This window comes from Polynucleobacter tropicus (assembly GCF_013307225.1).
In the GTDB taxonomy this organism is placed as follows: domain Bacteria; phylum Pseudomonadota; class Gammaproteobacteria; order Burkholderiales; family Burkholderiaceae; genus Polynucleobacter; species Polynucleobacter tropicus.
Genome location: NZ_CP028942.1, coordinates 875,737 through 897,325, shown reverse-complemented (window position 1 = coordinate 897,325; position 21,589 = coordinate 875,737). Strand labels below are relative to the sequence as shown.

The following is a 21,589-nucleotide window of genomic DNA, read 5'->3' as shown; positions in this document are numbered from 1 at the left end:
AAAGGCCTAGTTTTTCAACTAGGCCCTGTATAAGGTGGTGCGGCTGGCAGGAATTGAACCCACGACCCCTTGGTTCGTAGCCAAGTACTCTATCCAGCTGAGCTACAGCCGCAACAGCCATAATTATGCCATGGAAGAGAAGAACTACATCACACCCGCTGGTCATGAACGGATTAAGACCGAGCTCTTACAGCTCCTAAACCTTGATAGACCCGAGGTTGTAAAGGTGGTGCACTGGGCTGCCAGCAATGGCGATCGGTCAGAAAATGGGGACTATATTTACGGAAAAAAGCGCCTTCGAGAGATCGATCGGCGCATTCGGTTTTTGAATAAACGGCTTGAAGTAGCTGTTGTGATCGACAATTCTGCCCGAAAATCAGGCGAAGCTGATGCCGAGCAGATCTTTTTTGGCGCAACGGTCACCTATTCCGCACTAGAAGGCAAAGATGCTGGAAAAGAAACGGAAATCACGATTGTGGGGGTCGATGAAGTGGATCTTGAGAAGAACCATGTCAGTTGGGTTTCACCAATTGCCAAGGCCTTAATTAAATCGAGACTTGGCGATTGTGTGACGATTCAAACACCAACTGGCCCTACCGAAATTGAAATTCTGGATGTGCAGTATTTGTAAATAATTGCGCCGCTATGCTTACAGTGCACGCGTACGGGTCACGCGCATTACATCTGGATTCGCACGTAAGCTACGCATCACCTTCGAAAGGTGCAAACGATCAAAGACTTGGATCGTAAATCGGATAGTGACAGAATCCTCTTTAAATCGGTCTTCCATTGATACATTCATGATGTTCGAGTCAGCGGCAGTCACACTACTTGCTACGCGCGCCAATACTCCCTTACCTTGCTTGGTATCAATAGCTAGGTCGACTTCAAATTCACGATTGAGATCTTTGCCCCACTCGACCTCTACCCACTTATCACTATCTTTAGAGAGCATGCGCAATGCTACTGGACAATCATTGGTGTGAACTTGTAAGCCCTCGCCTTTGCCCAAGTAGCCAATGATGTTGTCGCCTGGAATTGGATGACAACAAGACTGAAAGTGAATGGAATTGCCTTCACGGCCATCTACTAAGATTGCTTGGCGCTGATGCTGGGCAATATCTTGGCTTGGGCTTACCCAGTCAGCCGCGCCCAAACGCATTTGCTCACCACCACCTTCATCATCAATCAAGATCTTTAGACGAATTGCCAACTCTTGAGGCGAGCGACGACCTAAGGCAATGTTGACACATGCTTCTTCACGGGTTTTATCACCCGTCCAGTGCATTAACTTTTCCCAGATCTCTTGTGTTAGTAGTGCAGCATCAACACCTTGTTGGCGAAGACTATTTGCTAAGAGACGCTCACCCAGTTGGAGTGACTCTGAATAATGTTTTGTCTTGAGTGAGTGACGAATGGACGCTCTAGCTTTACCAGTGCGCACAAATGCCAACCAACCTGGATTGGGTTGTGAGTTCGCTGAGGTGACTACTTCAATAATGTCGCCATTCTTAAGCTCGCTACGCAATGGCAATTGCAAGCCATTAATCTTCACAGCCACACAGGTATTACCTAAATCACTATGAATGGAATACGCAAAATCTAGAGCTGTTGCTCCTCTTGGTAAGGCGCGGATTTGGCCTGCTGGTGTAAATACATAAACCGCATCGGGAAATAAGTCGATCTTGACGTGCTCTAAGAACTCCTGAGAATCGCCGCTACTATCCTGAATATCAATCAAGGACTGCAACCATTGGTGAGCGCGATTTTGCACCTCACTCATATCAGGCGAACCTTCTTTATAAGCCCAGTGCGCTGCTACGCCAGCTTCCGCTACTGCATGCATATCCGAAGTTCGAATCTGGAACTCCACAGGCACACCAGATGGACCCAACAAGGTCGTATGCAAAGACTGATAACCATTTAGCTTGGGAATGGCAATGTAATCCTTAAACTTGCCTGGCATTGGCTTGTAAAGAGAATGCAAGATTCCTAATGCTCGGTAGCACTCATCAATAGTGCTAACAGTTACCCTAAATGCGTAAACGTCTAGGACCTGCGAGAAGCTCACATGCTTGGTGCGCATCTTGTTGTAGATGCTGTAAAGCGTTTTCTCACGGCCACGTAAATCCACCTGAAGATTCGCTTTTGCAAAGGCCATACGCGAGGCCTGCAAAATCTTCTCCACCATCTCCTTACGGTTACCACGCGCCCGTTTAACAGCCCCTTCAATCACCCTAAAGCGCATTGGCATTGAATAACGGAAACTCAAATCTTGTAGATCGCGATATATAACGTTCAGACCAAGACGGTGAGCTACAGGCGCATAGATTTCGATGGTTTCCGTGGCAACCCTACGGCGCTTTGCCATTGGTACGGCATCGAGGGTGCGCATATTGTGAGTACGATCGGCAAGCTTGACCAAGATCACACGTACATCGCGCGCCATTGCCATAAACATCTTGCGAAAGCTCTCAGCTTGCGCTTCAGCATGGCTTTGAAACTCTAATTTATCGAGCTTAGTGAGACCCTCGACAAGCTCAGCAACTTTGGTACCAAACTTTTCTACTAGATCTGCTTTAGTACTACCGGTATCTTCGATCACATCATGCAAAAGCGCTGCCATGATGGATGGGGCATCTAGGCGCCAAGTAGCGCAGAGCTCTGCTACCGCAACTGGGTGCGTGATGTATGGCTCACCGCTATGACGGTATTGCCCGAGATGCGCTGCATCAGCAAACTGAAACGCCTTTTTAATCTGCGTAACTTCCTCAGGCTTGAGATAACTCAGCTTAGAGAGCAAGCCATCAATTGAAACGACTTGGTGCTTTAAAGGACGATCAGGCGCTGAAGTCGGGCCAAAGAGATGGCGACTCGATTGTGCGAGCAGACTCGCAATAATGGACTTCTTACTAGCTTTTAGATTTGATTCTGGATCGAGCAGGCTAGCCTGCTCTTTAGGCGTAGAACCACCTACGAATTCCGATGTGTTTTTAGACCCTGATGGTCCAGTTCCTAGAGGGAGCTCCACACCGGAACCCCTAAATTACAAAGGTACTTTGGTCAACATGTCACGGTCAGTCGCACCTGCAGCTACTTCGCGCAATGCAACTACCGTAGCTTTATCTCTGGACTCAACGCGTGGAGAGTGACCTTGAACCAATTGACGAGCGCGATATGTCGCAGCCAATACTAGTTCAAAACGGTTTGGGATAGTTTTAAGGCAATCTTCTACAGTAATACGGGCCATGCTGAACTCACTTAAATTAGCTTCAATACCGATAGGATACCCGATTAGACCCCTAGGCGCCTCAAAAGTGCTGGATTACGGGCCATGGCAGGACCAGAACGCAGGCGGCTGGAGGCCAAAATATGCTTTAAATCCACTAACGCCTCATCAAAGGAATCATTGACTACTATGTAGTCCGCCTCATGGGCATGCATCAGTTCCACATGAGCAGCTGCCAAGCGACGCTGAATCGTTTCCTCATCGTCCTGCCCTCTTTTGCGAAGACGCTCCTCTAAAGCCTCAATCGATGGTGGAAAAATAAAGATCCACTGCACCGATGGAATGAGCTTACGAATTTGCTGTGCGCCTTGCCAATCGATCTCGAGCATCACATCATTACCCGCCTGCATCTGAGATTCGATCCATGGTTTAGATGTGCCATAAAAATGACCATGTACTTGAGCCCACTCTAAGAAGTGGCCCTGGTCACGCTCAGCAATAAATTCCTCTTGAGAAGCAAAGCGGTAATCTTTGCCATCTACTTCACCTGGTCGCGGTGCGCGAGTTGTTGTTGATAGAGACAACTTAAGAGCAGGGTCATCTTGCAATAAGGCATTTACCAAAGAAGACTTGCCAGCACCTGATGGCGCAACAATCATCAACATACTGCCTTGATAAGATGGTGTCGAGTTTGGAGTATTCATGTATTGGCTAGCGTCGGCATTATTGATGGCGATAAATTACTCTAGATTCTGAACCTGTTCACGCATTTGCTCAATCAAGAGCTTAAGCTCGAGAGCCGCTTGGGTACATTCCTCAGAAACCGACTTAGAGCTGAGGGTATTGGCCTCACGGTTTAGCTCTTGCATGAGGAAATCCAGCCTCTTACCTACCGGACCTTTACCGGTCAAGGCAGTCTGAACTGTATTTAAGTGCGTCTTTAGGCGAGCGAACTCTTCCGCCACATCAATACGCACTGCATATAAAACGACTTCTTGGCGAATACGCTCCATCAACTCGGAACCAATGCCTTTGCCTAGTTCTTGGGCGGCCAAAGATTCAGACAAACGCTCTGTCAGTTTTTCTTGATACTGCGCAACATACTCAGGAACCTTAGGTTCAATGTTGGCAATGACTTGATTCATCTTCGAAGTGATATTGGTCAGCACAGTTACTAAAGCTTTACCTTCAGCTTGACGACTCTTCATGAGCGCATCTAATGCGGCACGCCCTGCTTCTACAGTTGCGGCAAGCCAACCCTCTTCTTCACCACGTGGTTCAGCAACAATCCCAGGCCAACGCAAAATCTCGCCAATGCTCAGTTCTCTGGCTTTGGGAAAAATATCTTGAGCACGTTCTTGTAGGGTATAGAGCGCGTCTAAACGCTCTTTGCTGATTGCCCCCAATGCATGGGAATCGCTATGAAAGGCACCAGTTGCACTAGAGTGATTCGACTGATTGATGCGCCAAGCCGCCCGAAACTCCACTTTGCCTCGGGATAGGCTTTGGGTAGTTATCTCACGAAGCGCAGGCTCCGCAGCGCGACACTCGTCCGGAAGACGAAAGCCCAAGTCCAGAAACCGGCTGTTTACAGCCCGGCATTCCACCTGCAGATCAGCTACCACGCCAGCTCCTAGGGAGACTTGGCGAGAAGCGCTGCCATAACCAGTCATGCTCGATATCATATGGACATTGTAGATTCTTTATTTAGGACCCCGCCATGAGTAGCACCACCGTAGCCAATATTGCCCGTCCAAGTGGTCGTAAGCCCAAAGACTTACGCCCTGTCTCGATCTCCCGTAGCTTTACTAAGCACGCAGAAGGCTCAGTCTTAATTGCCTTTGGCGATACCAAGGTTCTATGTACAGCCAGCATTCTAGATAAAGTGCCTCCACATAAACGGGGCTCTGGTGAGGGTTGGGTAACTGCCGAGTACGGCATGCTTCCACGATCAACTCATACACGCAGTGATCGTGAAGCAGCACGTGGCAAGCAATCAGGTCGCACTCAAGAAATCCAACGCCTGATCGGTCGCGCAATGCGTAGCGTCTTTGATCTCAAAATTTTGGGTGAGCGCACCATTCACCTAGATTGCGATGTATTGCAAGCCGATGGTGGCACACGCACCGCATCAATTACTGGCGCTTATGTAGCGGCACGTGATGCCGTTAATCAATTACTCAAAGATGGCTCCTTAACGCAAGATCCCATTATTGATAGTGTTGCTGCAATTTCCGTGGGTATTTATCAAGGTGTACCAGTGCTGGACTTAGACTACCCAGAAGACTCTGCATGCGATACCGATATGAACGTGGTGATGACTGGCAAAGGCGGCATGATTGAAGTGCAAGGTACCGCTGAGGGTGCAGCGTTTTCAAGAGCCGAGCTCACCGCCCTCTTGGATCTGGCTGAGCAAGGGATTCATGAGCTCACAAAGTTGCAAATTGAGTCACTGAAATAATCTCCTCCTTTAGATCTCTTAATCATTAATTACATGCGAAAGCTGGTTCTTGCTTCTAACAATGCTGGTAAGGTGCGCGAGCTTGCCGCCTTACTTGCACCTTTACAGCTTGAAGTCATTCCTCAAGGTGCATTAGACATACCTTCGGCTGAAGAACCACATCACACCTTTGTTGAAAATGCGTTGGCTAAGGCAAGACATGCGAGTGCAGCTAGTGGTTTGCCTGCGCTTGCTGATGATTCTGGTATTTGCGCACATGCACTTGATGGCGCGCCTGGTGTCATATCAGCTCGTTACGCTGGCGAACCTGCAAACGATGCAGCGAATAATCAAAAGCTCATTAAAGATCTTCAGGGAAAAAACAATCGTGGAGCGCATTATGTTTGCGCACTCGTGTTTGTAAACAGCGCCAATGATCCTGAGCCACTGATTGTGCAAACACGCTGGTATGGCAGCCTAATTGACGAACCTAAAGGCGCCAATGGCTTTGGTTATGACCCGCACTTCCTCTTGCCAGAATTAGGTCTTACTGCAGCAGAACTGGCGCCAGAACAAAAGAATGCAATCAGTCACCGAGGCCAGGCATTGCGTGAGCTTATCGCCGAATTACAGTCTCGCAACGAATGGCAAACCCAGCGTGACTAATTTACAAAAGCCGCTGCAAACTCAAGCGGTAAATCTAATAGTCCTTCCACCATTGGCGCTGTACATACACTTTCCTTGGTGCGAAAAGAAATGTCCTTACTGTGACTTTAATTCTCATCAAATTAAAAAAGATGGCATCAAGCAAATTGGATTTGATGAGAAGCGCTACATCCAAGCGCTAATTAAAGATCTAGAAACTGAGTTACCCAATGTCTGGGGTCGACAAGTTCATAGTATTTTTATTGGCGGTGGCACACCAAGCTTGTTATCACCTGTCGGCATGGATGAGTTACTTTGTGCCATTAGAGCTCGAGTGAATTTAGAACCTGATGCAGAAATCACCATGGAGGCCAATCCTGGATCGATTGAAGCAGAGAAGTTTGCTGGGTTTGCCAAGTGCGGTATTAGCCGGATCTCTATTGGTGTGCAAAGCTTTGATGATGAAAAACTCAAAGTTCTAGGTCGCATTCACAATGGCGCCGAGGCTAAGCGAGCTATCGCCATAGCTCTAGAACACTTTAAATCCGTCAATCTCGATTTGATGTATGGATTACCCAATCAAAGTCTAGAAGATGCGAAAACAGATGTAGAAATTGCTCTATCTTTTGGCACGCCACATCTTTCGCTCTACAACCTCACTTTAGAGCCTAATACCTACTTTGCAAACTTTCCGCCACAGCTGCCCTCTGATGATGAAGTTGATGCTATTTACGAGCAGAACTTAGACCTGCTAACTAAGGCTGGCTATGCACGCTATGAAGTCTCAGCATACGCCAAGAAAAATCAAGAATGCAAACACAATCTCAATTATTGGCGTTTTGGTGATTACATAGGTATCGGCGCTGGTGCACATGGCAAGATCTCTTTTCCAGATCGCATTACTCGCCAGGTTCGTGAACGCCATCCAGAGAACTATATGTCCGCCATGGAAAACAAAGGAAATGCACTTATTGAGTCCAAAGTCATAGAGCCCAAAGATCTTCCTTTTGAGTTCATGCTTAATGCCTTACGTTTAACAGGCGGTGTTGAAACCCATACTTTTAGTGAGCGCACAGGTTTGCCGCTGAGCGTGATTAGTAAAGGCCTTGCAGAAGGAAGTAAAAAAGGTTTGTTAGATGAGAACCCCAGCAAACTCAAGGCAACTGATTTGGGTCTGCGCTACCTTAATAATCTTCAAGAGTTGTTTTTAGACTGAACTATTTACCAGTCCAAACTGGTGGCTCACCCTTTAAGAAAGAGGCGACGCCGTTTCTAAAGTCTGCACTTCCATATGTTTCTGAAATGAGATCAGCGCAGTCAGGCAAATGATTGCGTAACAAGCGAGCTAAGGCGAGCTTGCTCGACTTTTGAGTGATGGGTGCCAATACAGAAAGTTTGCTTGCTAATGCATCCGCTTCTTTAGCAAGATCTGCTTGCTCATAAGTTGCTAAAAGGTAGCCTTGCTGAAGCAGTTGAGATGCGGGTATGAGCTCAGCTAATAGCAACATGCGTTTCACAATGTTGATACCCATATGAGCGACCAACCATGCAACATTACCTGCTGATAAGCAATTTCCTAAAGTTCTGGCTATGGGAACCCCAAACTTAGCGTCTGGTGTTGAGATCCGAAAGTCGCAACAGCTCGCAATCGCTAAGCCCCCACCAACCGCCATGCCATCAATCACAGCAATTGTTGGTATGGGCAATAAGGCTAAAGGACTTAAGTAATCATCAATGCCTTCTTCATAATGTACGCCATCTTGACCACTGGCAAAGCTAGCAAATTGGGCAATATCACTACCTGATACAAATGACTTGCCGCCGGCTCCACGAAGTATCGCCACTCGCACATCGGGATTATTTGCTAGATCTTGGCAAATGGTTTTCAGACTCTGATACATGCCTACTGTCATCGCATTGCGAGCGGCAACATGATCAAAGGTGATGTAGGCAATATTGTCGCGCAGCTCAAGAGTAACTTGCGCTATGCGTTCAGAATTGCCCTGCCCAGCCTGTGACACCAGGGACATTAATTACTCGGCTTTAATGTTCAAGCTTTTGACTAAGCGTTGATATTTGAGTAACTCTGCATTAAGGAATAAACCAAAGGCCGCTGGCGTTGCTGGGCCTTCAGGCTGCAATCCCTGAGAATCCAAAGTCTTTTTAATTTGTGGGTCCGCCATGGCAGCCTTAACCGCTTGGTCGATCTTATTCACAACAACAGGATCCATGCCTTTTGGACCCATGACTGAGTACCAGTTAGTGACATCGAAGCCTGTAATACCCACTTCATTAAAGGTTGGCACGTTAGGCAAGATCGCCAAGCGCTTTGGGGTAGAAATCGCCAATGCTTTTAGACTGCCGTCTTTAATTTGCTGCAAGTTCGGCGGCAAGGTATCAAAGTTCATGGTGATTTGACCACCTAACAAATCGATAATCGCCTGACCACTACCCTTGTATGGAACGTGATTGAGTTGAATGCCAGCGATCTTGGCAAATAAAGCACCTGCCAAATGTTGCGTACTACCAATGCCAGACGAGCCGTAAGTCATCTGACCAGGGTTGGCTTTTGCCAAGGCAATCAATTGAGAAACAGAATTAACAGGCAATGATGATTTAACAACCAATACGTTAGGTACATAACCTAAGTAAGTAATGGGCGTGAAATCTGTTGCTGGGTTGTATGGAACATTGGTTAATACATATGGGGCAATCGCATTGGAGTTAGAGTGTCCTACTAACAAGGTGTAACCATCTGGCGATGATTTTGCAATTTGGTCTGCCGCAATCGTTCCCGCTGCGCCAGACTTGTTTTCCACAATGACACTTTGACCAAGAATCTCACCCATCTTCGGAGCAATCGCTCTAGCCACAATATCAGTGCCGCCACCAGGTGCAAATCCCACAACCAAACGAATCGGTTTTGTTGGATAAGCTTGTTGAGCAAAGCTAATGTTGGCAAATGCCAATACGGATAACGCTAGTAATGCACAGCGTGCAGATGATTTACTTATAAAGCTTAGTACGGCATTCTTCAAAATGTAGTCTCCAAGATTCTTTTAATAGTGTTTATGTGGTGTTTGTTAATATTAGACGCTGATTCTAAACATATAAAAACGCTTGAGACAATGACGAAAACACCTATAGAGGGTCAATCTAGACCCCTGCCCCTTACCGGAGTCCGAGTTCTGGATGTGAGCCAGGTTATGGCTGGGCCTTATTGCTGCATGCTCTTGGCTGACCTGGGTGCCGATGTCATCAAAATTGAACCACCAGGCACGGGCGACCAAACTCGTGGTGCCATGGGATTCAAGATGAAGGGCTCAGACAGCATGGGCTTTTTAAACATGAATCGCAATAAGCGCAGTCTGACTTTAAACCTAAAAACTGAAGCGGGTAAAAAAGTATTTTTTGAACTCGTCAAATCTGCTGATATCTTGGTTGAGAACTATCGCCCTGGCGTTATGAAAAAACTCGGCATTGATTACCCGTCATTACAAAAAATCAACCCAGGTTTGGTATACGCGAGTATTTCTGGGTTTGGTCAAACCGGTCCATGGGCTGATCGCCCTGGCTTTGATTTAATGGCTCAAGCCATGTCTGGCGTGATGAGCGTTACCGGCTATCCTGATGGCCCGCCAGTTAAAGCAGGTGTGCCGGTTGCCGATATTGGTTGCGCACTCTTTGCGGTTTATGGAATCTTGTCTGCGTATATTGGCAAAACCAAAACGGGTGAAGGTCAATTCATTGATGCCTCTTTATTTGATTCAGCATTAGCATTCTCAATTTGGGATACCGCGCAGTACTGGGGCACTGGCATTGAGCCTTACAAACTTGGCACCGCTAATCATATGAGCGCCCCCTATCAAGCCATGAAAGCTTCTGACGGTTACTTTGTGATGGGTGCGACCAATCAAAAGTTGTGGAAGTTGCTTTGCGACAAGATTGGCAGACCAGAACTATTTGAAGATCCGCGCTTTAAAAGCAATCCATTACGTTTGGCAAACCGTTTAGCGCTAGCCACCGAACTAGAGAAGACTTTTGTTACTAAATCTTGCTCTGAATGGGTTGATGAACTCTTGACAGAAGGCATTCCAGCAGGCCCCATTAACACTTATCCAGAAGCATTTGATAGCGAGCATGGCAAACATCGCAAGATGCGCATGGAAATTGATCATCCAATTGAAGGTAAAGTTCCTAACATTGGATTTGCAGTCAAGATGATGGGCACACCACAGCAAGTTCGCAAACATCCACCGCTACTGGGCGAACATAATGCTCAACTCTTGGCGGAATTGGGCATTGCTGGCGAAGAACTCAAAGCCTTAGAAGCTGGTGGCGCATTTGCACCTTAGCCGCAAGAAGCAATCCCGGCCTAATTCAGGCCTTAGGCGACTGGCAATTCCACTATAAATTTGGCTCCACCACCCTCATTGGGTTCGAATAGTATATGCCCACCATGACGGGTAACGATATGATTACAAAGCCACAAACCAAGCCCCATACCGGTGCTTTTTGTACTTGTAAAGAGCTCAAATAATTGATCCTGTGCAGCCGTAGGTATTCCATCGCCATTGTCGGCTATGACTATTTGCACATAATCGTGAGATCGTTGGGCTGTAATAGTAATTTTTTTATTCTCTTGCGACGAAGCTACTAAAGCCTGAATGGCGTTATTGATCAGATTTAACAAAACCTGCTGAATTTCACCAGAGTCCGCATTTAATACGAGATCAGACTCAACTCTGAGCGCTACTTGAATATTTTTAGAGTTAATTTCTGGCTTAGTAATGCTGAGTACATTGAAGATTAAATCACCCACCTCGAACTCGGTTGTTGCAACATCACTTTCGGAGAAAATTGAACGCAGAGATCGAATGATATTTGCCGCACGTTGATTGTCTGCAAGCAAGGTATCAAGAATTTCCTTTTGTAGAGCTGGATTCAGATCTCCCTGGGCTAATTTCTTCTGGAGAAACTGAATATTTAAGCTCGAGGCGCCAAGCGGTTGATTTAGCTCGTGGGCAATAGATGCCGACAAAGCGCCAGTACTGGCAGTCTTATTAGCCTTTAATAAAGAACCTATCAATGCCTCTCGCTCTTCTAAGAGGGACTTAATTTCTTCATTTTCGATCTGAATCTTTGCATTTGCTAGTGCAAACTTTTCTGCCCAGTAACCACCAATAGCGATATATGAAAGCGTATTCATTACAAGTTGCGCAATTGTGAAAAGAATTAATAATTGTGGGATTTGTTCAATCTGGCGAATAGTCAAGGAGGATGCAATCAAAATAATCAAACGCCCTAGCGCAAAAAATAACTCTGCAAAGCTTGCAAACTGCATATAAAGCAATTGGGTCGAAGAATCTTTTAACTTTGTCTTACGAATCTCAACGATCTGCCATATATAAAAAATACTGGCAATCACACACATAAATGAGGTGCGTATTTCAAATGTGCCAGCTACGCGCATCCACTCAAAGATCAATAAAAATGCAAGGGCTGAAATATATAAACCTACCTTGAGGTATCGTGGAATGGGCTTATTGAGCGACAAACAAAATAGCGCCTGCAAAACAGCAGCAACATAAAATAAAGTATTGCCAATAGTGAAGTTGAATTGGGGCTTGGCAATATCCTCCACTGACAAGATGCTACCGCCAAATATAAATAAAGCGAAAACACTAGCAAGCAAAGAACTCATCCAATAGGGACTTGGCTTAACAATATTTTGCGACCGATAGTAGTGATAGATGCCAAAGAACAATCCTGTTTGGATAATGGCAATAATGAAGAAGTAGATGGCTAATAGCAGCTTCATGACGCTATCGTACCCTGAACTCAATAATTCAATTAATTCATCGAAAGCATACCTATAGATATCTATCGGCTTTTGGGCAAAGTTCTATATTGGAAGTGATATTCATCCAGAAATCAGAATAAAATTGCGCCCATGCAAAGATACATGTCTAAACGGTCGATTTTTCTAACTACGACCATTCTCTTAATATCTTTGTATGCCCCTACCTATGCAATTGACCTGCAGCCCAATGACATTGTTGCGCCTTTGCCAAATAAGCATTACCTGACACTGACTTATCAAAATAGCGAGAACACCACTTTTTATAACAACGGTTCTGTAGTGACTAGTAAACCCTATGGAAACCCGATAATTAACACCAACGCTGCTTTCGCCAGAGTCTCATCTACCTATGAGCTTGCAAGCCTCCCTGGCGTTTCTTATGTTCAACTCCCATATGGCAGCATTACAACAGCAGGATCGCTGACTTCTTATGCGGGAGATGCCGGCTTTGGAGATATCTCGATTGCCTCTGCAATTTGGCCATACTCCAATCGAGAAACCAGAACATACCTAGGTATTGCAGGATATTTTTTGGCGCCAACAAGCAGATACTCAAACCAAACCGTATTCAATGTAGGCGAAAACCGCTACAAATCAGATTTACAAATGGGCTTCCAGAGACCAATCATTGAAAGTGTTGATGGCGCCATTGCTGTTGATACTATGTGGTACGGTGGTAATAGTCAGTGTGCGGCCCTATGCGGCACCCCATCCACCAATAAATCATTGACCCAAAAGCCCTTAACAACGATTCAGGCTGGTCCCATATATAGAATCGACCCCATCTTCACGGTTGCCGCCACTTATTTCTATGTCGCGGGTGGTGCCACATTAATTAACAATCAATATCAAAACAATGTGGTTAATACCCAAAGATATCTTCTCAGCGGAGTCGCTCATACCTCGGTGGGCAGGCTCACATTGCAATACGGTCGCGATATGGAAATCAAAAATGGCTTCATGCAATCGCGCTTACTCAATTTGAGATACACGGTAGAGTTTTAAAGGCAGGAAATTTGGCGGAAGAGGTGAGATTCGAACTCACGGACCTATTACAGTCGCCAGTTTTCAAGACTGGTGCATTCAACCGCTCTGCCACTCTTCCGTATCTTGTGAATCGCGATTGATTCAAGACCATGATTATAAAGAACTTTTGATTTGAGCTTCTAAATACCTTGCAATGGCTAGACTAGAGGTCAGCCCAGGGGACTCAAAGCCATATAGGTTATAGAGCCCCTGCATTCCATTTTCTTTAGGGCCATTGAAGCAAAAGTCTCCTGCCGGCGCATTTGGCGGAACAATTTTGGCCCTCACCCCTGAATAATCTGGCTGTAATGAGGCATCTTTTAGGTCTGGCCAATAGCGCCGTACTGCCTCATAGAACCCGTCACCACGCTTTGGATCGACGGCGTAGTCAATTTGCTCTTCTTGATCAATATCGAGCCACTCTACATCTGGTCCAAACTTAGCTTGCCCGCCCATATCCAAAGTCAGGTGGACTCCAAGTCCACCAGGTTCTGGAATTGGATAAATCAAATGAGTAAATGGTGATTTACCAGAAAGAGAAAAGTAATTACCTTTTGCAAAGTAGGCTTTGGGGATTTGGTCTTTTGCTAAGCCTTCAATTTTTTGCGCAACTGCTGGAGCACTCATACCAGCGCAATTGATGAGCAACTTAGTTTGGATTTGCATGCCATCGGCACCACCGATTTGAAGTTCATAGCCATTCTGAGCATTACCACCTATTGGCTTTGCACTTAGCAGTGGTGATTGATAGGCCACCATCCCACCCGCATCCTCAAAGCCGCCTAGCAGGGATAGCATATAGCCGTGACTGTCAACAATGCCAGTAGTCGATGAAAGTAATGCTGCAGAACATTGGAGATTGGGCTCTAGCGCTTTTGCCTCTTCCCCTGAAATCATCTTAATTTCAGGCACGCCATTATTTTGGGCTTTATATAGAATGGCTCTCAAATCATCGATTTGAGTTTCATCGCTAGCAACGATCAATTTGCCATAAGGTTGTGTTGCTACTAGATGGTCACGGCAATACTCATATAAGAGGCGATTACCCTGCACACAGAGTTTGGCTTTGAGCGAATCTTTTGGGTAATAAATTCCAGCGTGAATAACTTCACTGTTTCTGGCACTACTAATCGTGCCAAAGGCATTTTCGCGTTCGAGCAAAATGGTTTCTCGACCTTGCAATGCCATTTCTCTGGCAACTGCCAAGCCCACTACGCCGGCGCCAACAACGACACAATCCACCTGGTCCATTAACTCGTCTCGCCTTAATTTTGAATTTTTAGTGATTTATTTGTAAATATACTGAAATCCTAACATTTTCAGTGTTTTAGAGGGTTTTTCAAGGGTTCTTGATAAAATCTAGCAATGTCTTCTAGGTCCATGCAAACTGAAAAAAATCTATCCAATACTGCCCATGATTCCCATGTGGCAGTCGATATGGTTTTAGATACTGCATATCAAAACATTAGCGAGGCGCAATGGAAGGAACTATTTTCTTTTGCACGAAAATCCCATCTTCCAGAATTTATTGAAGATCTATTAAGCGGCAAGCATGTCAATCTAAGTGAAGATCGCCCTGCACTGCATTCTGCTCTACGTAATCTTTCTAAATCACCAGTCATCCTAGATGGTCAAGATGTAATGCCGTCGGTTATTAAGGTGTGGCAACGCATTGATGCACTATGCAATCAGTGGGTTGGCGTCACTGATGTAATTCATATTGGTATTGGGGGCTCCGACTTTGGTCCACGATTAGCAATTGAAGCTTTAGCTCACGTTCCTGAGATTGAGAGCCGTGGCATGCGTATGCATTTCCTAGCCAATATCGATACCGCTGAATTAGCGCGGATTTTGACAAAGGCATTACCGCATAGCACTCGCGTGATCATTGTTTCTAAATCATTCACCACCCTAGAAACCACCATGAATGCCAAGGCTGTAGTAGCTTGGCTTAAAGATAGCGGACTTACGCAACGTCAGATCAATAAAGCCCTATTTGCGGTGACCGCCAATGTTTCAGGCGCCAAGGCATTTGGCGTTGAAGAAGAGCATATCTTCCCATTTTGGGATTGGGTTGGCGGTCGTTACTCCGTTTGGTCCGCCGTCGGCTTGCCGATTGCATTGCAATACGGCTTTAAAACCTTTGAAGAATTCTTGGCTGGTGCTCATGCCATGGATTTGCATTTCAGAAATGCGCCCTTAGAAGAAAATCTTCCGGTCATCATGGCTGTGGCGCTTTTGCATCAACAAGAAAAAAATGGCATTAAGTCTTATGCAGCCATTCCATATGCCGATGCTTTAGATTGGTTTCCAAAATGGTTACAGCAGTTAGATATGGAAAGTAACGGTAAGAGTGTTGGCAAAGACGGTAAGCCTATTAAACATTCCTCACCAATAGTGTTTGGTAGTGCCGGCAGTAATGCACAGCATTCTTACTTCCAACTCTTTCACCAAGGTCCCGAGGTCATTCCAATTGACTTTATTGCCGTTCGCAAACCGATGAGCGATCGCCCTGAAGCCCTAGCCCACCACCGCATCCTGCTATCAAACTGCTTAGCACAGGCTCAAGCCCTAGCGCATGGTAAAGATGCCAATAACCCCAATGACGTTTACCCAGGTAAGCGCCCTAGCAATCTATTGCTTTTGCCTGAGCTCAACGCTTTTTATTTGGGTGCACTTCTTGCCCTTTACGAAAACCGTGCGGCTACATTAGGCGCGCTTTGGAATATCAACAGCTTTGATCAGCCTGGCGTGGAATACGGCAAAGTTTTAGCCAAGCCAATTGAAAAAGCATTGGGTAGTGGCTCAGACCATGTGGAAGCAAATGACAGCATTGATGTAGTTACAGCTGCACGCATTAATTTATTAAATTCTTAATTTACTAAGCGCCCTGCGCTTCCTTTACACCTCTATCTAAAGGTATTTCATGCAACTCTCCCCCTCCATCTTTAAGGCTTATGACATACGTGGAATCATTGATCAAACTTTAGATCCCTCGATTGCTAAGTTGATTGGTCAAGCCTTTGGCACAGAGATATGTGAACTAGGCGAGACAGAAATTGTGATTGGTCGTGATGGTCGCTTATCTGGCCCGAGTTTGATTGAGGCCCTCACTGAAGGTCTACTCTCAACCGGTATCAATGTGATTGACTTAGGTATGGTAGCTACACCAATGGTGTACTTTGGCGCTAACCAAGTATTGGATGGCAAAAAACCCAAATCCGGCATCATGATCACCGGTAGCCATAACCCACCGAATTATAACGGCTTCAAGATGGTCTTGGGTGGTGCAGCTATTTATGGAGATCAAATTCAAGATTTGCGTAAACGCATTGAAGCAAAGCAATTTGCTACCGGCCAGGGCACTCGCAGTGCTTTTGATATTTTCCCAATGTATTTAGAGCGCATTGTGGGTGATGTCAAACTAGCCCGCCCCATAAAAATAGCCGTTGACTGTGGCAATGGTGTTGGCGGCGCCTTTGCAGGCAAACTATTTAGAGCGCTAGGCTGTGAAGTGCAAGAGCTCTTTTGCGAAGTCGATGGCAAGTTCCCAAATCACCATCCCGATCCAGCTCATTTAGAAAATCTACAAGACCTCATTAGGAATTTACAAGCCACTGACAATGAACTCGGTCTTGCCTTTGATGGTGATGCTGATCGTCTTGGGGTGGTTACTAAAGATGGTCAAGTGATATTCCCAGACCGTCAAATGATGCTTTTTGCAAAAGATGTTCTCTCGCGTAATACAGGCGGTCAGATTATTTATGACGTCAAATGCACGCGCAACTTAGCCTCTTGGGTTAAACAACATGGTGGCGAGCCACTCATGTGGAAAACTGGTCACTCTTTAGTCAAGGCAAAACTTAAAGAAACTGGTGCACCATTAGCCGGTGAGATGAGTGGTCATATTTTCTTCAAAGACCGTTGGTTTGGCTTTGATGATGGCCTATATACGGGCGCACGTCTTTTAGAGATTCTTTCTAAAGAAAAAGATCCTAATCAGACGCTCAATGATTTACCAAACGCGATTTGCACCCCTGAATTACAGTTAGCCTGCGCTGAAGGTGAGCCCTTTAAATTGCTTGAAATCATTAAAGCCAATGCCAAATTCCCTACTTCTGAGTCTATTAACACTATTGATGGCGTGCGCGTAGAGTATGCAGATGGCTTTGGTCTAGCTAGACCATCGAATACCACTCCAGTCGTAGTGATGCGCTTTGAAGCAGACAGTGAAGCAGCGATTGCACGTATTCAGGCAGAGTTTAAAGTGGCTTTGCTGGCAGCTAAACCTGATGCGAATTTACCGTTTTAAGATCTGCTGCTGCCCCTGCATATCAATAGCCATTGGATTATGATTTGGCATGAGCTCAACTGTTAGCACCCCCATATCTTTTGACTACCCCCTGCAAGACTCCGCTGGGCTAACTTGCACTGCCCAAGCCTGGGCCAAAGTTCCCCCCCATTTAGCAGGCCCTGAAAAGGCAGCTGTGATTGAACGCATTAAGCAGCTCTTGATTGAGAAAGATGCTGCGTTAGTTGCTCACTACTATGTAGATGGGGATATTCAAGATTTAGCCTTAGCAACTGGTGGCTTTGTTGCCGACTCTTTAGAAATGGCCCGCTTTGGTAAAAATCATTCCGCCAAAAATTTAATAGTTGCTGGTGTTCGCTTTATGGGTGAGACCGCCAAAATTCTCAGTCCTGAGAAGCGTATCTTCATGCCTGATCTTGAGGCCACCTGCTCTCTTGATTTGGGTTGTGATACAAATGACTTTGCTAAATTTCGCGCACAATATCCTGATCGCGTGGTAGTTGTTTATGCCAACACCTCGGCTGCTGTTAAAGCTCAAGCTGATTGGATGGTCACGAGCTCTTGCGCTTTGGCAATTGTTCACCAACTCAAAGTTGAAGGTAAAAAGATTCTGTGGGCACCGGATCGCCACTTGGGTCGCTATATCCAAGAACAAACTGGCGCTGATATGCTGCTTTGGAATGGCGCCTGTATCGTTCATGATGAATTCAAAGCAGCTGAATTGGAAATTCTCAAGGCAGCCCATCCCAATGCCCAGATTTTGGTACACCCTGAATCACCTCAAGCAGTAGTTGATCTAGCAGATGTTGTTGGCTCAACCTCCGCCATGATTAAAGCAGTCGTTGAAGGCACGGCTGCTGAATATATTGTGGCAACGGATAAAGGCATCTTGCACCGCATGCGCCAGTTAGCCCCCAATAAGAAATTGATTGAGGCACCCACTGCCGGCAATAGCGCTACCTGTAAGAGTTGCGCCCATTGCCCATGGATGGCCATGAATGGTTTGCAAGGCATTTTGGATTGCCTGGAAAATGCTTCTGGTGAAATTTTTGTTGATGAACCAATCCGCACTCAAGCCTTAGGCTGCATTGAGCGCATGCTCGACTTCACCGCCAATCACCCTGACCTACTCGCTAAAGCACAGCACGGCTTTGTCAAAAATATTGGCGCCGCATAATTTATTAACTATTTTAGTGGTCTATTGATACTCCTTTTATCTCAAATACATGTTTGATTTCAACGAAACTTTAGAGCAAGCACGTCAACGCAATATTCATGATGCCTTAATGGAAGATATTGGCATCTGCGATTGGACTGCCAAGCTTGTTCCTAATAAAATGGTGCAAGCGCAGTTAATTGTTCGGCAAGGTGCGGTGTTGTGTGGTGTAGATTGGTTCGAAGGCACACTCAAGAAGCTTGATCCCAATGCCAAAGTGACATGGCATTACATTGAGGGCGACCTCATGAAGGCCGATACCAAGGTCTGCGATATCGCCGCAGACTCGCAAGCTCTGCTATCCGCTGAACGTACCTGCATTAACTTCCTACAAACCCTGTCTTGGACAGCCAGCATTACCCGTCAACACGTCGATGCCATCGCAGGCGCTAGCCCCAACTCCAAAGGATGCGCAGTACTGGATACCCGCAAGACTATTCCTGGTTTACGCCAAGCCCAGAAGTATGCAGTACGTATTGGTGGCGGGCAAAACCAACGTCTTGCGCTATGGCATGGCATCCTGATTAAAGAGAATCACATTGCGGCGGCTGGCAGCGTGACTGCTGCGCTCAAGAATGCCCAAGCCCTTAATGCTGGCGTTGATATTCAGATTGAGGTGGAGAACTTTGCAGAGCTAGAAGAAGCGCTTGCTGCTGGTGCTAAGAGTATTTTGATTGATAATTTCACCACAGATCAAATGAAAGATGCAGTAGCTATTACTGCTGGCCGAGCTTTACTTGAGGCTTCTGGCGGCATCAATCTAGATCAAATGCGCGCAATTGCAGCGACTGGCGTTGATCGAATCTCCCTAGGCAAACTCACCAAGGATGTAATTGCGGTTGATTTCTCTATGCGAGTTTTAGGTTAATAGTAAAGCTAAGTTTCCGCAGAAGCTTCACTACCTTCAGCTTGCGGAGTCAGAATAGTTGGGTAAGACACCGCCCAAGTACCCGGATAGTCTCGGCTGTAATGCAAGCCTCTGCTCTCTCTTCTCATAAGGGCAGATCTAACAATCAACTCGGCGCACTCTAGTAAGTTGCGCAATTCAATAAGGTCACGCGTTACCTTAAAGTTAGCGTAATACTCTTGCACCTCATAACGAAGTAACTTAATGCGATGCAAAGCGCGCTCTAATCTTCGATTGGTGCGAACGATACCTACGTAGTTCCACATCAATGAGCGTAATTCATCCCAGTTGTGCGCAATGACTACTTGCTCATCAGCATCTTCTACCTGACTCTCGTCCCACAACGGAAGATTTGGCATTGATGGTGTTGTTAATCCTGAAATATCTTGGGCAGCTGCTTTACCAATCACCACGCACTCTAATAGCGAGTTGCTAGCTAGGCGATTGGCGCCATGCAAACCAGTATATGTAGCCTCACCAACCGCATAAAGACCTGGCAAATCGGTACGGCCTTTGAGGTCTGTGACAACTCCGCCACAGGTATAGTGAGCAGCAGGAACCACGGGAATTGGCTCTTTAGTAATATCTAAACCGAGACTTAAGCAACGTGCATAAATCATCGGGAAATGTTCTTTAATAAATGCCTCGCCTAAATGTGTAGCATCCAGATGCACGTAATCTAAGCCATGTTTTTTCATTTCAAAGTCGATGGCGCGCGCTACGATATCGCGCGGGGCCAGTTCATTGCGCTCATCATGCTCTGGCATAAAGCGTGTACCGTCTGGCAGCTTTAATAGGCCACCCTCACCGCGCATCGCTTCTGTAATCAGGAATGTTCTATCACTTGGGTGATACAAACATGTTGGGTGAAATTGGATAAATTCCATATTGCCTACACGACAACCCGCACGCCATGCCATAGCAATGCCATCACCTGTAGCAGTGTCAGGATTGCTGGTATAGCGATAGACCTTACCAACACCACCAGTAGCCAGAACCACTGATTTAGCAGCAATCGTTTCAACGCAATTATTTTTAATATCTAAGGCATACACGCCATAACAACGATTCGGTTTGGTGCGCTGCGTTTTCGCGTCTAAATGTCGATTGGTAATGAGATCAAGGGCAATCCAATGCTCCAAAATCCGAATGTTCTTATGCGCCCTTGCTTTATCTAGCAAGACTTCATGAATTGCTTTGCCGGTTGCATCTGCGGCGTGCGCAATACGACGATGACTGTGTCCGCCTTCGCGCGTCAGATGCAAACCCATTGGCCCGGATTTATCTTCAGTAAACGGCACACCCTGCTCAACTAACCATTCAATCGCCTGCGCACTTTCTTCGGCGATATAGCGAGCTGTGGACTCCACAACCAAGCCAGCACCTGCATTTAAGGTGTCCGCTACGTGAGCATCAATGCTGTCATGCTCTTTATCCACCACACCGACAATGCCACCTTGCGCCCACGCAGTTGCTGCTTCACCTAGACCACGCTTAGCCATCAATATGACAGGTTGACTCTCTGCCATATGCAAAGCAACAGTTAAACCAGCAAGCCCCGCCCCGATAATAAGTACAGGCAACTCATTTTGAGTGTCTTGAACTTGTTGGTGTATTGATTGAGAACTGACCATAAGAGACTTATTTTAAGGGGCAAATCGTTTATTTACCTGATGCCAGCTTTTCGAGTCCGAGGCTTAAAAGGTGTGGATGCAGAAGAGGGCTCATCTAAAGCAAGCAATAAATCCTTCACAAACGACCTTGGTAAATCAGGATTATCTAGACAAGCTCTAGAAACCCTCTCTTCAAAATCAATGGGCATTGAATTCTCAGCAATTGAAGGCCTCTGTTTTTTAACCATAACCCTAATTATGAACCAGCCAGAATGCAATAAACCCCATCAAATCGATGGGGTTTATTTAGTCAATGCAATTTTGAATTTTTGTTAATT

20 protein-coding genes and 2 tRNA genes are annotated in these 21,589 nt (G+C 46.0%); 11 read left to right on the top strand and 11 right to left on the bottom strand.

The annotated features are described in order from the left end of the window. Positions 1 to 35: 35 nt before the first annotated feature. Positions 36 to 112: transfer RNA gene (locus tag DCO17_RS04680), tRNA-Arg, on the bottom strand. A gap of 18 nt (positions 113 to 130) precedes the next feature. On the opposite strand from DCO17_RS04680, the gene greB reads away from it, so the two are divergent. Next, the gene (greB, locus tag DCO17_RS04675; protein ID WP_173955627.1) at positions 131 to 631 is read left to right on the top strand and encodes a transcription elongation factor GreB; all 501 of its coding nucleotides are present in this window, start codon (positions 131 to 133) and stop codon (positions 629 to 631) included. 18 nt (positions 632 to 649) lie between these two features. Here greB and DCO17_RS04670 read toward each other — a convergent pair whose 3' ends face one another. From DCO17_RS04670 to DCO17_RS04655, 4 genes are read right to left on the bottom strand one after another with little or no spacing between them, the layout of a single operon-like run. After that, positions 650 to 3,031, bottom strand: a complete 2,382-nt coding sequence (locus DCO17_RS04670; protein WP_173955626.1) for a RelA/SpoT family protein — start codon at positions 3,029 to 3,031, stop codon at positions 650 to 652. A gap of 15 nt (positions 3,032 to 3,046) precedes the next feature. After that, a complete protein-coding gene (gene rpoZ, locus DCO17_RS04665) occupies positions 3,047 to 3,250 on the bottom strand; it encodes a DNA-directed RNA polymerase subunit omega (RefSeq protein WP_173955625.1) in 204 nt (67 codons plus the stop codon). Between the two features lie 44 nt (positions 3,251 to 3,294). Next, on the bottom strand, positions 3,295 to 3,933 hold the full coding sequence (gene gmk / locus DCO17_RS04660; protein WP_173955624.1) for a guanylate kinase: 639 nt from the start codon (positions 3,931 to 3,933) through the stop codon (positions 3,295 to 3,297). A gap of 36 nt (positions 3,934 to 3,969) precedes the next feature. Next, complete coding sequence (locus tag DCO17_RS04655; RefSeq protein WP_173955623.1) at positions 3,970 to 4,914, bottom strand: YicC/YloC family endoribonuclease; 945 nt, start codon at positions 4,912 to 4,914, stop codon at positions 3,970 to 3,972. 35 nt (positions 4,915 to 4,949) lie between these two features. Here DCO17_RS04655 and rph point away from each other — a divergent pair, with 35 nt between their 5' ends. From rph to hemW, 3 genes are read left to right on the top strand one after another with little or no spacing between them, the layout of a single operon-like run. Then, positions 4,950 to 5,690 (top strand): ribonuclease PH, encoded by a 741-nt coding sequence (gene rph, locus DCO17_RS04650; protein ID WP_173955622.1) that lies wholly within the window; start codon positions 4,950 to 4,952, stop codon positions 5,688 to 5,690. 33 nt (positions 5,691 to 5,723) lie between these two features. Continuing rightward, positions 5,724 to 6,335 (top strand): RdgB/HAM1 family non-canonical purine NTP pyrophosphatase, encoded by a 612-nt coding sequence (gene rdgB, locus DCO17_RS04645; RefSeq protein WP_173955621.1) that lies wholly within the window; start codon positions 5,724 to 5,726, stop codon positions 6,333 to 6,335. Continuing rightward, positions 6,328 to 7,530 carry a radical SAM family heme chaperone HemW gene (gene hemW, locus DCO17_RS04640; RefSeq protein ID WP_254598817.1) on the top strand — a complete coding sequence of 401 codons (1,203 nt, stop codon included), beginning with the start codon at positions 6,328 to 6,330 and terminating at the stop codon, positions 7,528 to 7,530. The genes rdgB and hemW overlap by 8 nt, the downstream gene beginning before the upstream one ends. A gap of 1 nt (position 7,531) precedes the next feature. Here hemW and DCO17_RS04635 read toward each other — a convergent pair whose 3' ends face one another. Both DCO17_RS04635 and DCO17_RS04630 read right to left on the bottom strand, forming a co-directional pair. Further along, a complete protein-coding gene (locus tag DCO17_RS04635) occupies positions 7,532 to 8,344 on the bottom strand; it encodes an enoyl-CoA hydratase/isomerase family protein (protein WP_173955619.1) in 813 nt (270 codons plus the stop codon). A gap of 3 nt (positions 8,345 to 8,347) precedes the next feature. Then, the gene (locus tag DCO17_RS04630) at positions 8,348 to 9,352 is read right to left on the bottom strand and encodes a Bug family tripartite tricarboxylate transporter substrate binding protein (protein WP_173955618.1); all 1,005 of its coding nucleotides are present in this window, start codon (positions 9,350 to 9,352) and stop codon (positions 8,348 to 8,350) included. 90 nt (positions 9,353 to 9,442) lie between these two features. Between DCO17_RS04630 and DCO17_RS04625 the strand changes: the two genes are divergently transcribed. Then, the gene (locus DCO17_RS04625) at positions 9,443 to 10,669 is read left to right on the top strand and encodes a CaiB/BaiF CoA transferase family protein (protein WP_173955617.1); all 1,227 of its coding nucleotides are present in this window, start codon (positions 9,443 to 9,445) and stop codon (positions 10,667 to 10,669) included. A gap of 32 nt (positions 10,670 to 10,701) precedes the next feature. Here DCO17_RS04625 and DCO17_RS04620 read toward each other — a convergent pair whose 3' ends face one another. Next, on the bottom strand, positions 10,702 to 12,135 hold the full coding sequence (locus DCO17_RS04620; protein ID WP_173955616.1) for a sensor histidine kinase: 1,434 nt from the start codon (positions 12,133 to 12,135) through the stop codon (positions 10,702 to 10,704). Positions 12,136 to 12,267: 132 nt separating this feature from the next. On the opposite strand from DCO17_RS04620, the gene DCO17_RS04615 reads away from it, so the two are divergent. Continuing rightward, entirely contained in the window at positions 12,268 to 13,182 is a 915-nt protein-coding gene (locus tag DCO17_RS04615; protein ID WP_173955615.1) for a transporter, read from the top strand. 12 nt (positions 13,183 to 13,194) lie between these two features. Here DCO17_RS04615 and DCO17_RS04610 read toward each other — a convergent pair. After that, positions 13,195 to 13,282 (bottom strand) — tRNA-Ser (locus DCO17_RS04610). 35 nt (positions 13,283 to 13,317) lie between these two features. Continuing rightward, the gene (locus DCO17_RS04605) at positions 13,318 to 14,454 is read right to left on the bottom strand and encodes an NAD(P)/FAD-dependent oxidoreductase (protein ID WP_173955614.1); all 1,137 of its coding nucleotides are present in this window, start codon (positions 14,452 to 14,454) and stop codon (positions 13,318 to 13,320) included. Positions 14,455 to 14,583: 129 nt separating this feature from the next. Here DCO17_RS04605 and pgi point away from each other — a divergent pair, with 129 nt between their 5' ends. Genes pgi through nadC form a run of 4 tightly spaced genes read left to right on the top strand, consistent with a single transcriptional unit; the run spans position 14,584 to position 19,599 of the window. Then, positions 14,584 to 16,080: a glucose-6-phosphate isomerase gene (pgi, locus tag DCO17_RS04600; RefSeq protein WP_173955613.1), complete on the top strand. Its 1,497-nt coding sequence runs from the start codon at positions 14,584 to 14,586 to the stop codon at positions 16,078 to 16,080. Between the two features lie 49 nt (positions 16,081 to 16,129). Further along, entirely contained in the window at positions 16,130 to 17,515 is a 1,386-nt protein-coding gene (locus DCO17_RS04595; RefSeq protein ID WP_173955612.1) for a phosphomannomutase/phosphoglucomutase, read from the top strand. 49 nt (positions 17,516 to 17,564) lie between these two features. Next, the gene (gene nadA / locus DCO17_RS04590) at positions 17,565 to 18,692 is read left to right on the top strand and encodes a quinolinate synthase NadA (RefSeq protein ID WP_173955611.1); all 1,128 of its coding nucleotides are present in this window, start codon (positions 17,565 to 17,567) and stop codon (positions 18,690 to 18,692) included. A 49-nt stretch (positions 18,693 to 18,741) separates the two neighbouring features. Continuing rightward, positions 18,742 to 19,599 carry a carboxylating nicotinate-nucleotide diphosphorylase gene (gene nadC / locus DCO17_RS04585; RefSeq protein WP_173955610.1) on the top strand — a complete coding sequence of 286 codons (858 nt, stop codon included), beginning with the start codon at positions 18,742 to 18,744 and terminating at the stop codon, positions 19,597 to 19,599. 8 nt (positions 19,600 to 19,607) lie between these two features. Here nadC and nadB read toward each other — a convergent pair whose 3' ends face one another. Continuing rightward, positions 19,608 to 21,272, bottom strand: a complete 1,665-nt coding sequence (gene nadB, locus DCO17_RS04580) for an L-aspartate oxidase (RefSeq protein WP_173955609.1) — start codon at positions 21,270 to 21,272, stop codon at positions 19,608 to 19,610. On the opposite strand from nadB, the gene DCO17_RS04575 reads away from it, so the two are divergent. After that, a complete protein-coding gene (locus DCO17_RS04575; RefSeq protein WP_217425446.1) occupies positions 21,258 to 21,587 on the top strand; it encodes a hypothetical protein in 330 nt (109 codons plus the stop codon). The two genes, nadB and DCO17_RS04575, sit on opposite strands and share 15 nt — an antisense overlap. Positions 21,588 to 21,589: the final 2 nt, after the last annotated feature.

Excerpts from the sequence above, each read along its gene's own strand:
- rph (WP_173955622.1), top strand. The coding sequence starts at position 4,950 with ATGAGTAGCACCACCGTAGCCAATATTGCCCGTCCAAGTGGTCGTAAG.
- greB (WP_173955627.1), top strand. The coding sequence starts at position 131 with ATGGAAGAGAAGAACTACATCACACCCGCTGGTCATGAACGGATTAAG.
- gmk (WP_173955624.1), bottom strand. The coding sequence starts at position 3,933 with ATGAATACTCCAAACTCGACACCATCTTATCAAGGCAGTATGTTGATG.
- nadA (WP_173955611.1), top strand. The coding sequence starts at position 17,565 with ATGAGCTCAACTGTTAGCACCCCCATATCTTTTGACTACCCCCTGCAA.
- DCO17_RS04605 (WP_173955614.1), bottom strand. The coding sequence starts at position 14,454 with ATGGACCAGGTGGATTGTGTCGTTGTTGGCGCCGGCGTAGTGGGCTTG.
- pgi (WP_173955613.1), top strand. The coding sequence starts at position 14,584 with ATGCAAACTGAAAAAAATCTATCCAATACTGCCCATGATTCCCATGTG.
- DCO17_RS04625 (WP_173955617.1), top strand. The coding sequence starts at position 9,443 with ATGACGAAAACACCTATAGAGGGTCAATCTAGACCCCTGCCCCTTACC.
- rpoZ (WP_173955625.1), bottom strand. The coding sequence starts at position 3,250 with ATGGCCCGTATTACTGTAGAAGATTGCCTTAAAACTATCCCAAACCGT.
- DCO17_RS04620 (WP_173955616.1), bottom strand. The coding sequence starts at position 12,135 with ATGAAGCTGCTATTAGCCATCTACTTCTTCATTATTGCCATTATCCAA.
- nadC (WP_173955610.1), top strand. The coding sequence starts at position 18,742 with ATGTTTGATTTCAACGAAACTTTAGAGCAAGCACGTCAACGCAATATT.
- rdgB (WP_173955621.1), top strand. The coding sequence starts at position 5,724 with ATGCGAAAGCTGGTTCTTGCTTCTAACAATGCTGGTAAGGTGCGCGAG.
- nadB (WP_173955609.1), bottom strand. The coding sequence starts at position 21,272 with ATGGTCAGTTCTCAATCAATACACCAACAAGTTCAAGACACTCAAAAT.
- DCO17_RS04655 (WP_173955623.1), bottom strand. The coding sequence starts at position 4,914 with ATGATATCGAGCATGACTGGTTATGGCAGCGCTTCTCGCCAAGTCTCC.
- DCO17_RS04635 (WP_173955619.1), bottom strand. The coding sequence starts at position 8,344 with ATGTCCCTGGTGTCACAGGCTGGGCAGGGCAATTCTGAACGCATAGCG.
- DCO17_RS04595 (WP_173955612.1), top strand. The coding sequence starts at position 16,130 with ATGCAACTCTCCCCCTCCATCTTTAAGGCTTATGACATACGTGGAATC.
- DCO17_RS04615 (WP_173955615.1), top strand. The coding sequence starts at position 12,268 with ATGCAAAGATACATGTCTAAACGGTCGATTTTTCTAACTACGACCATT.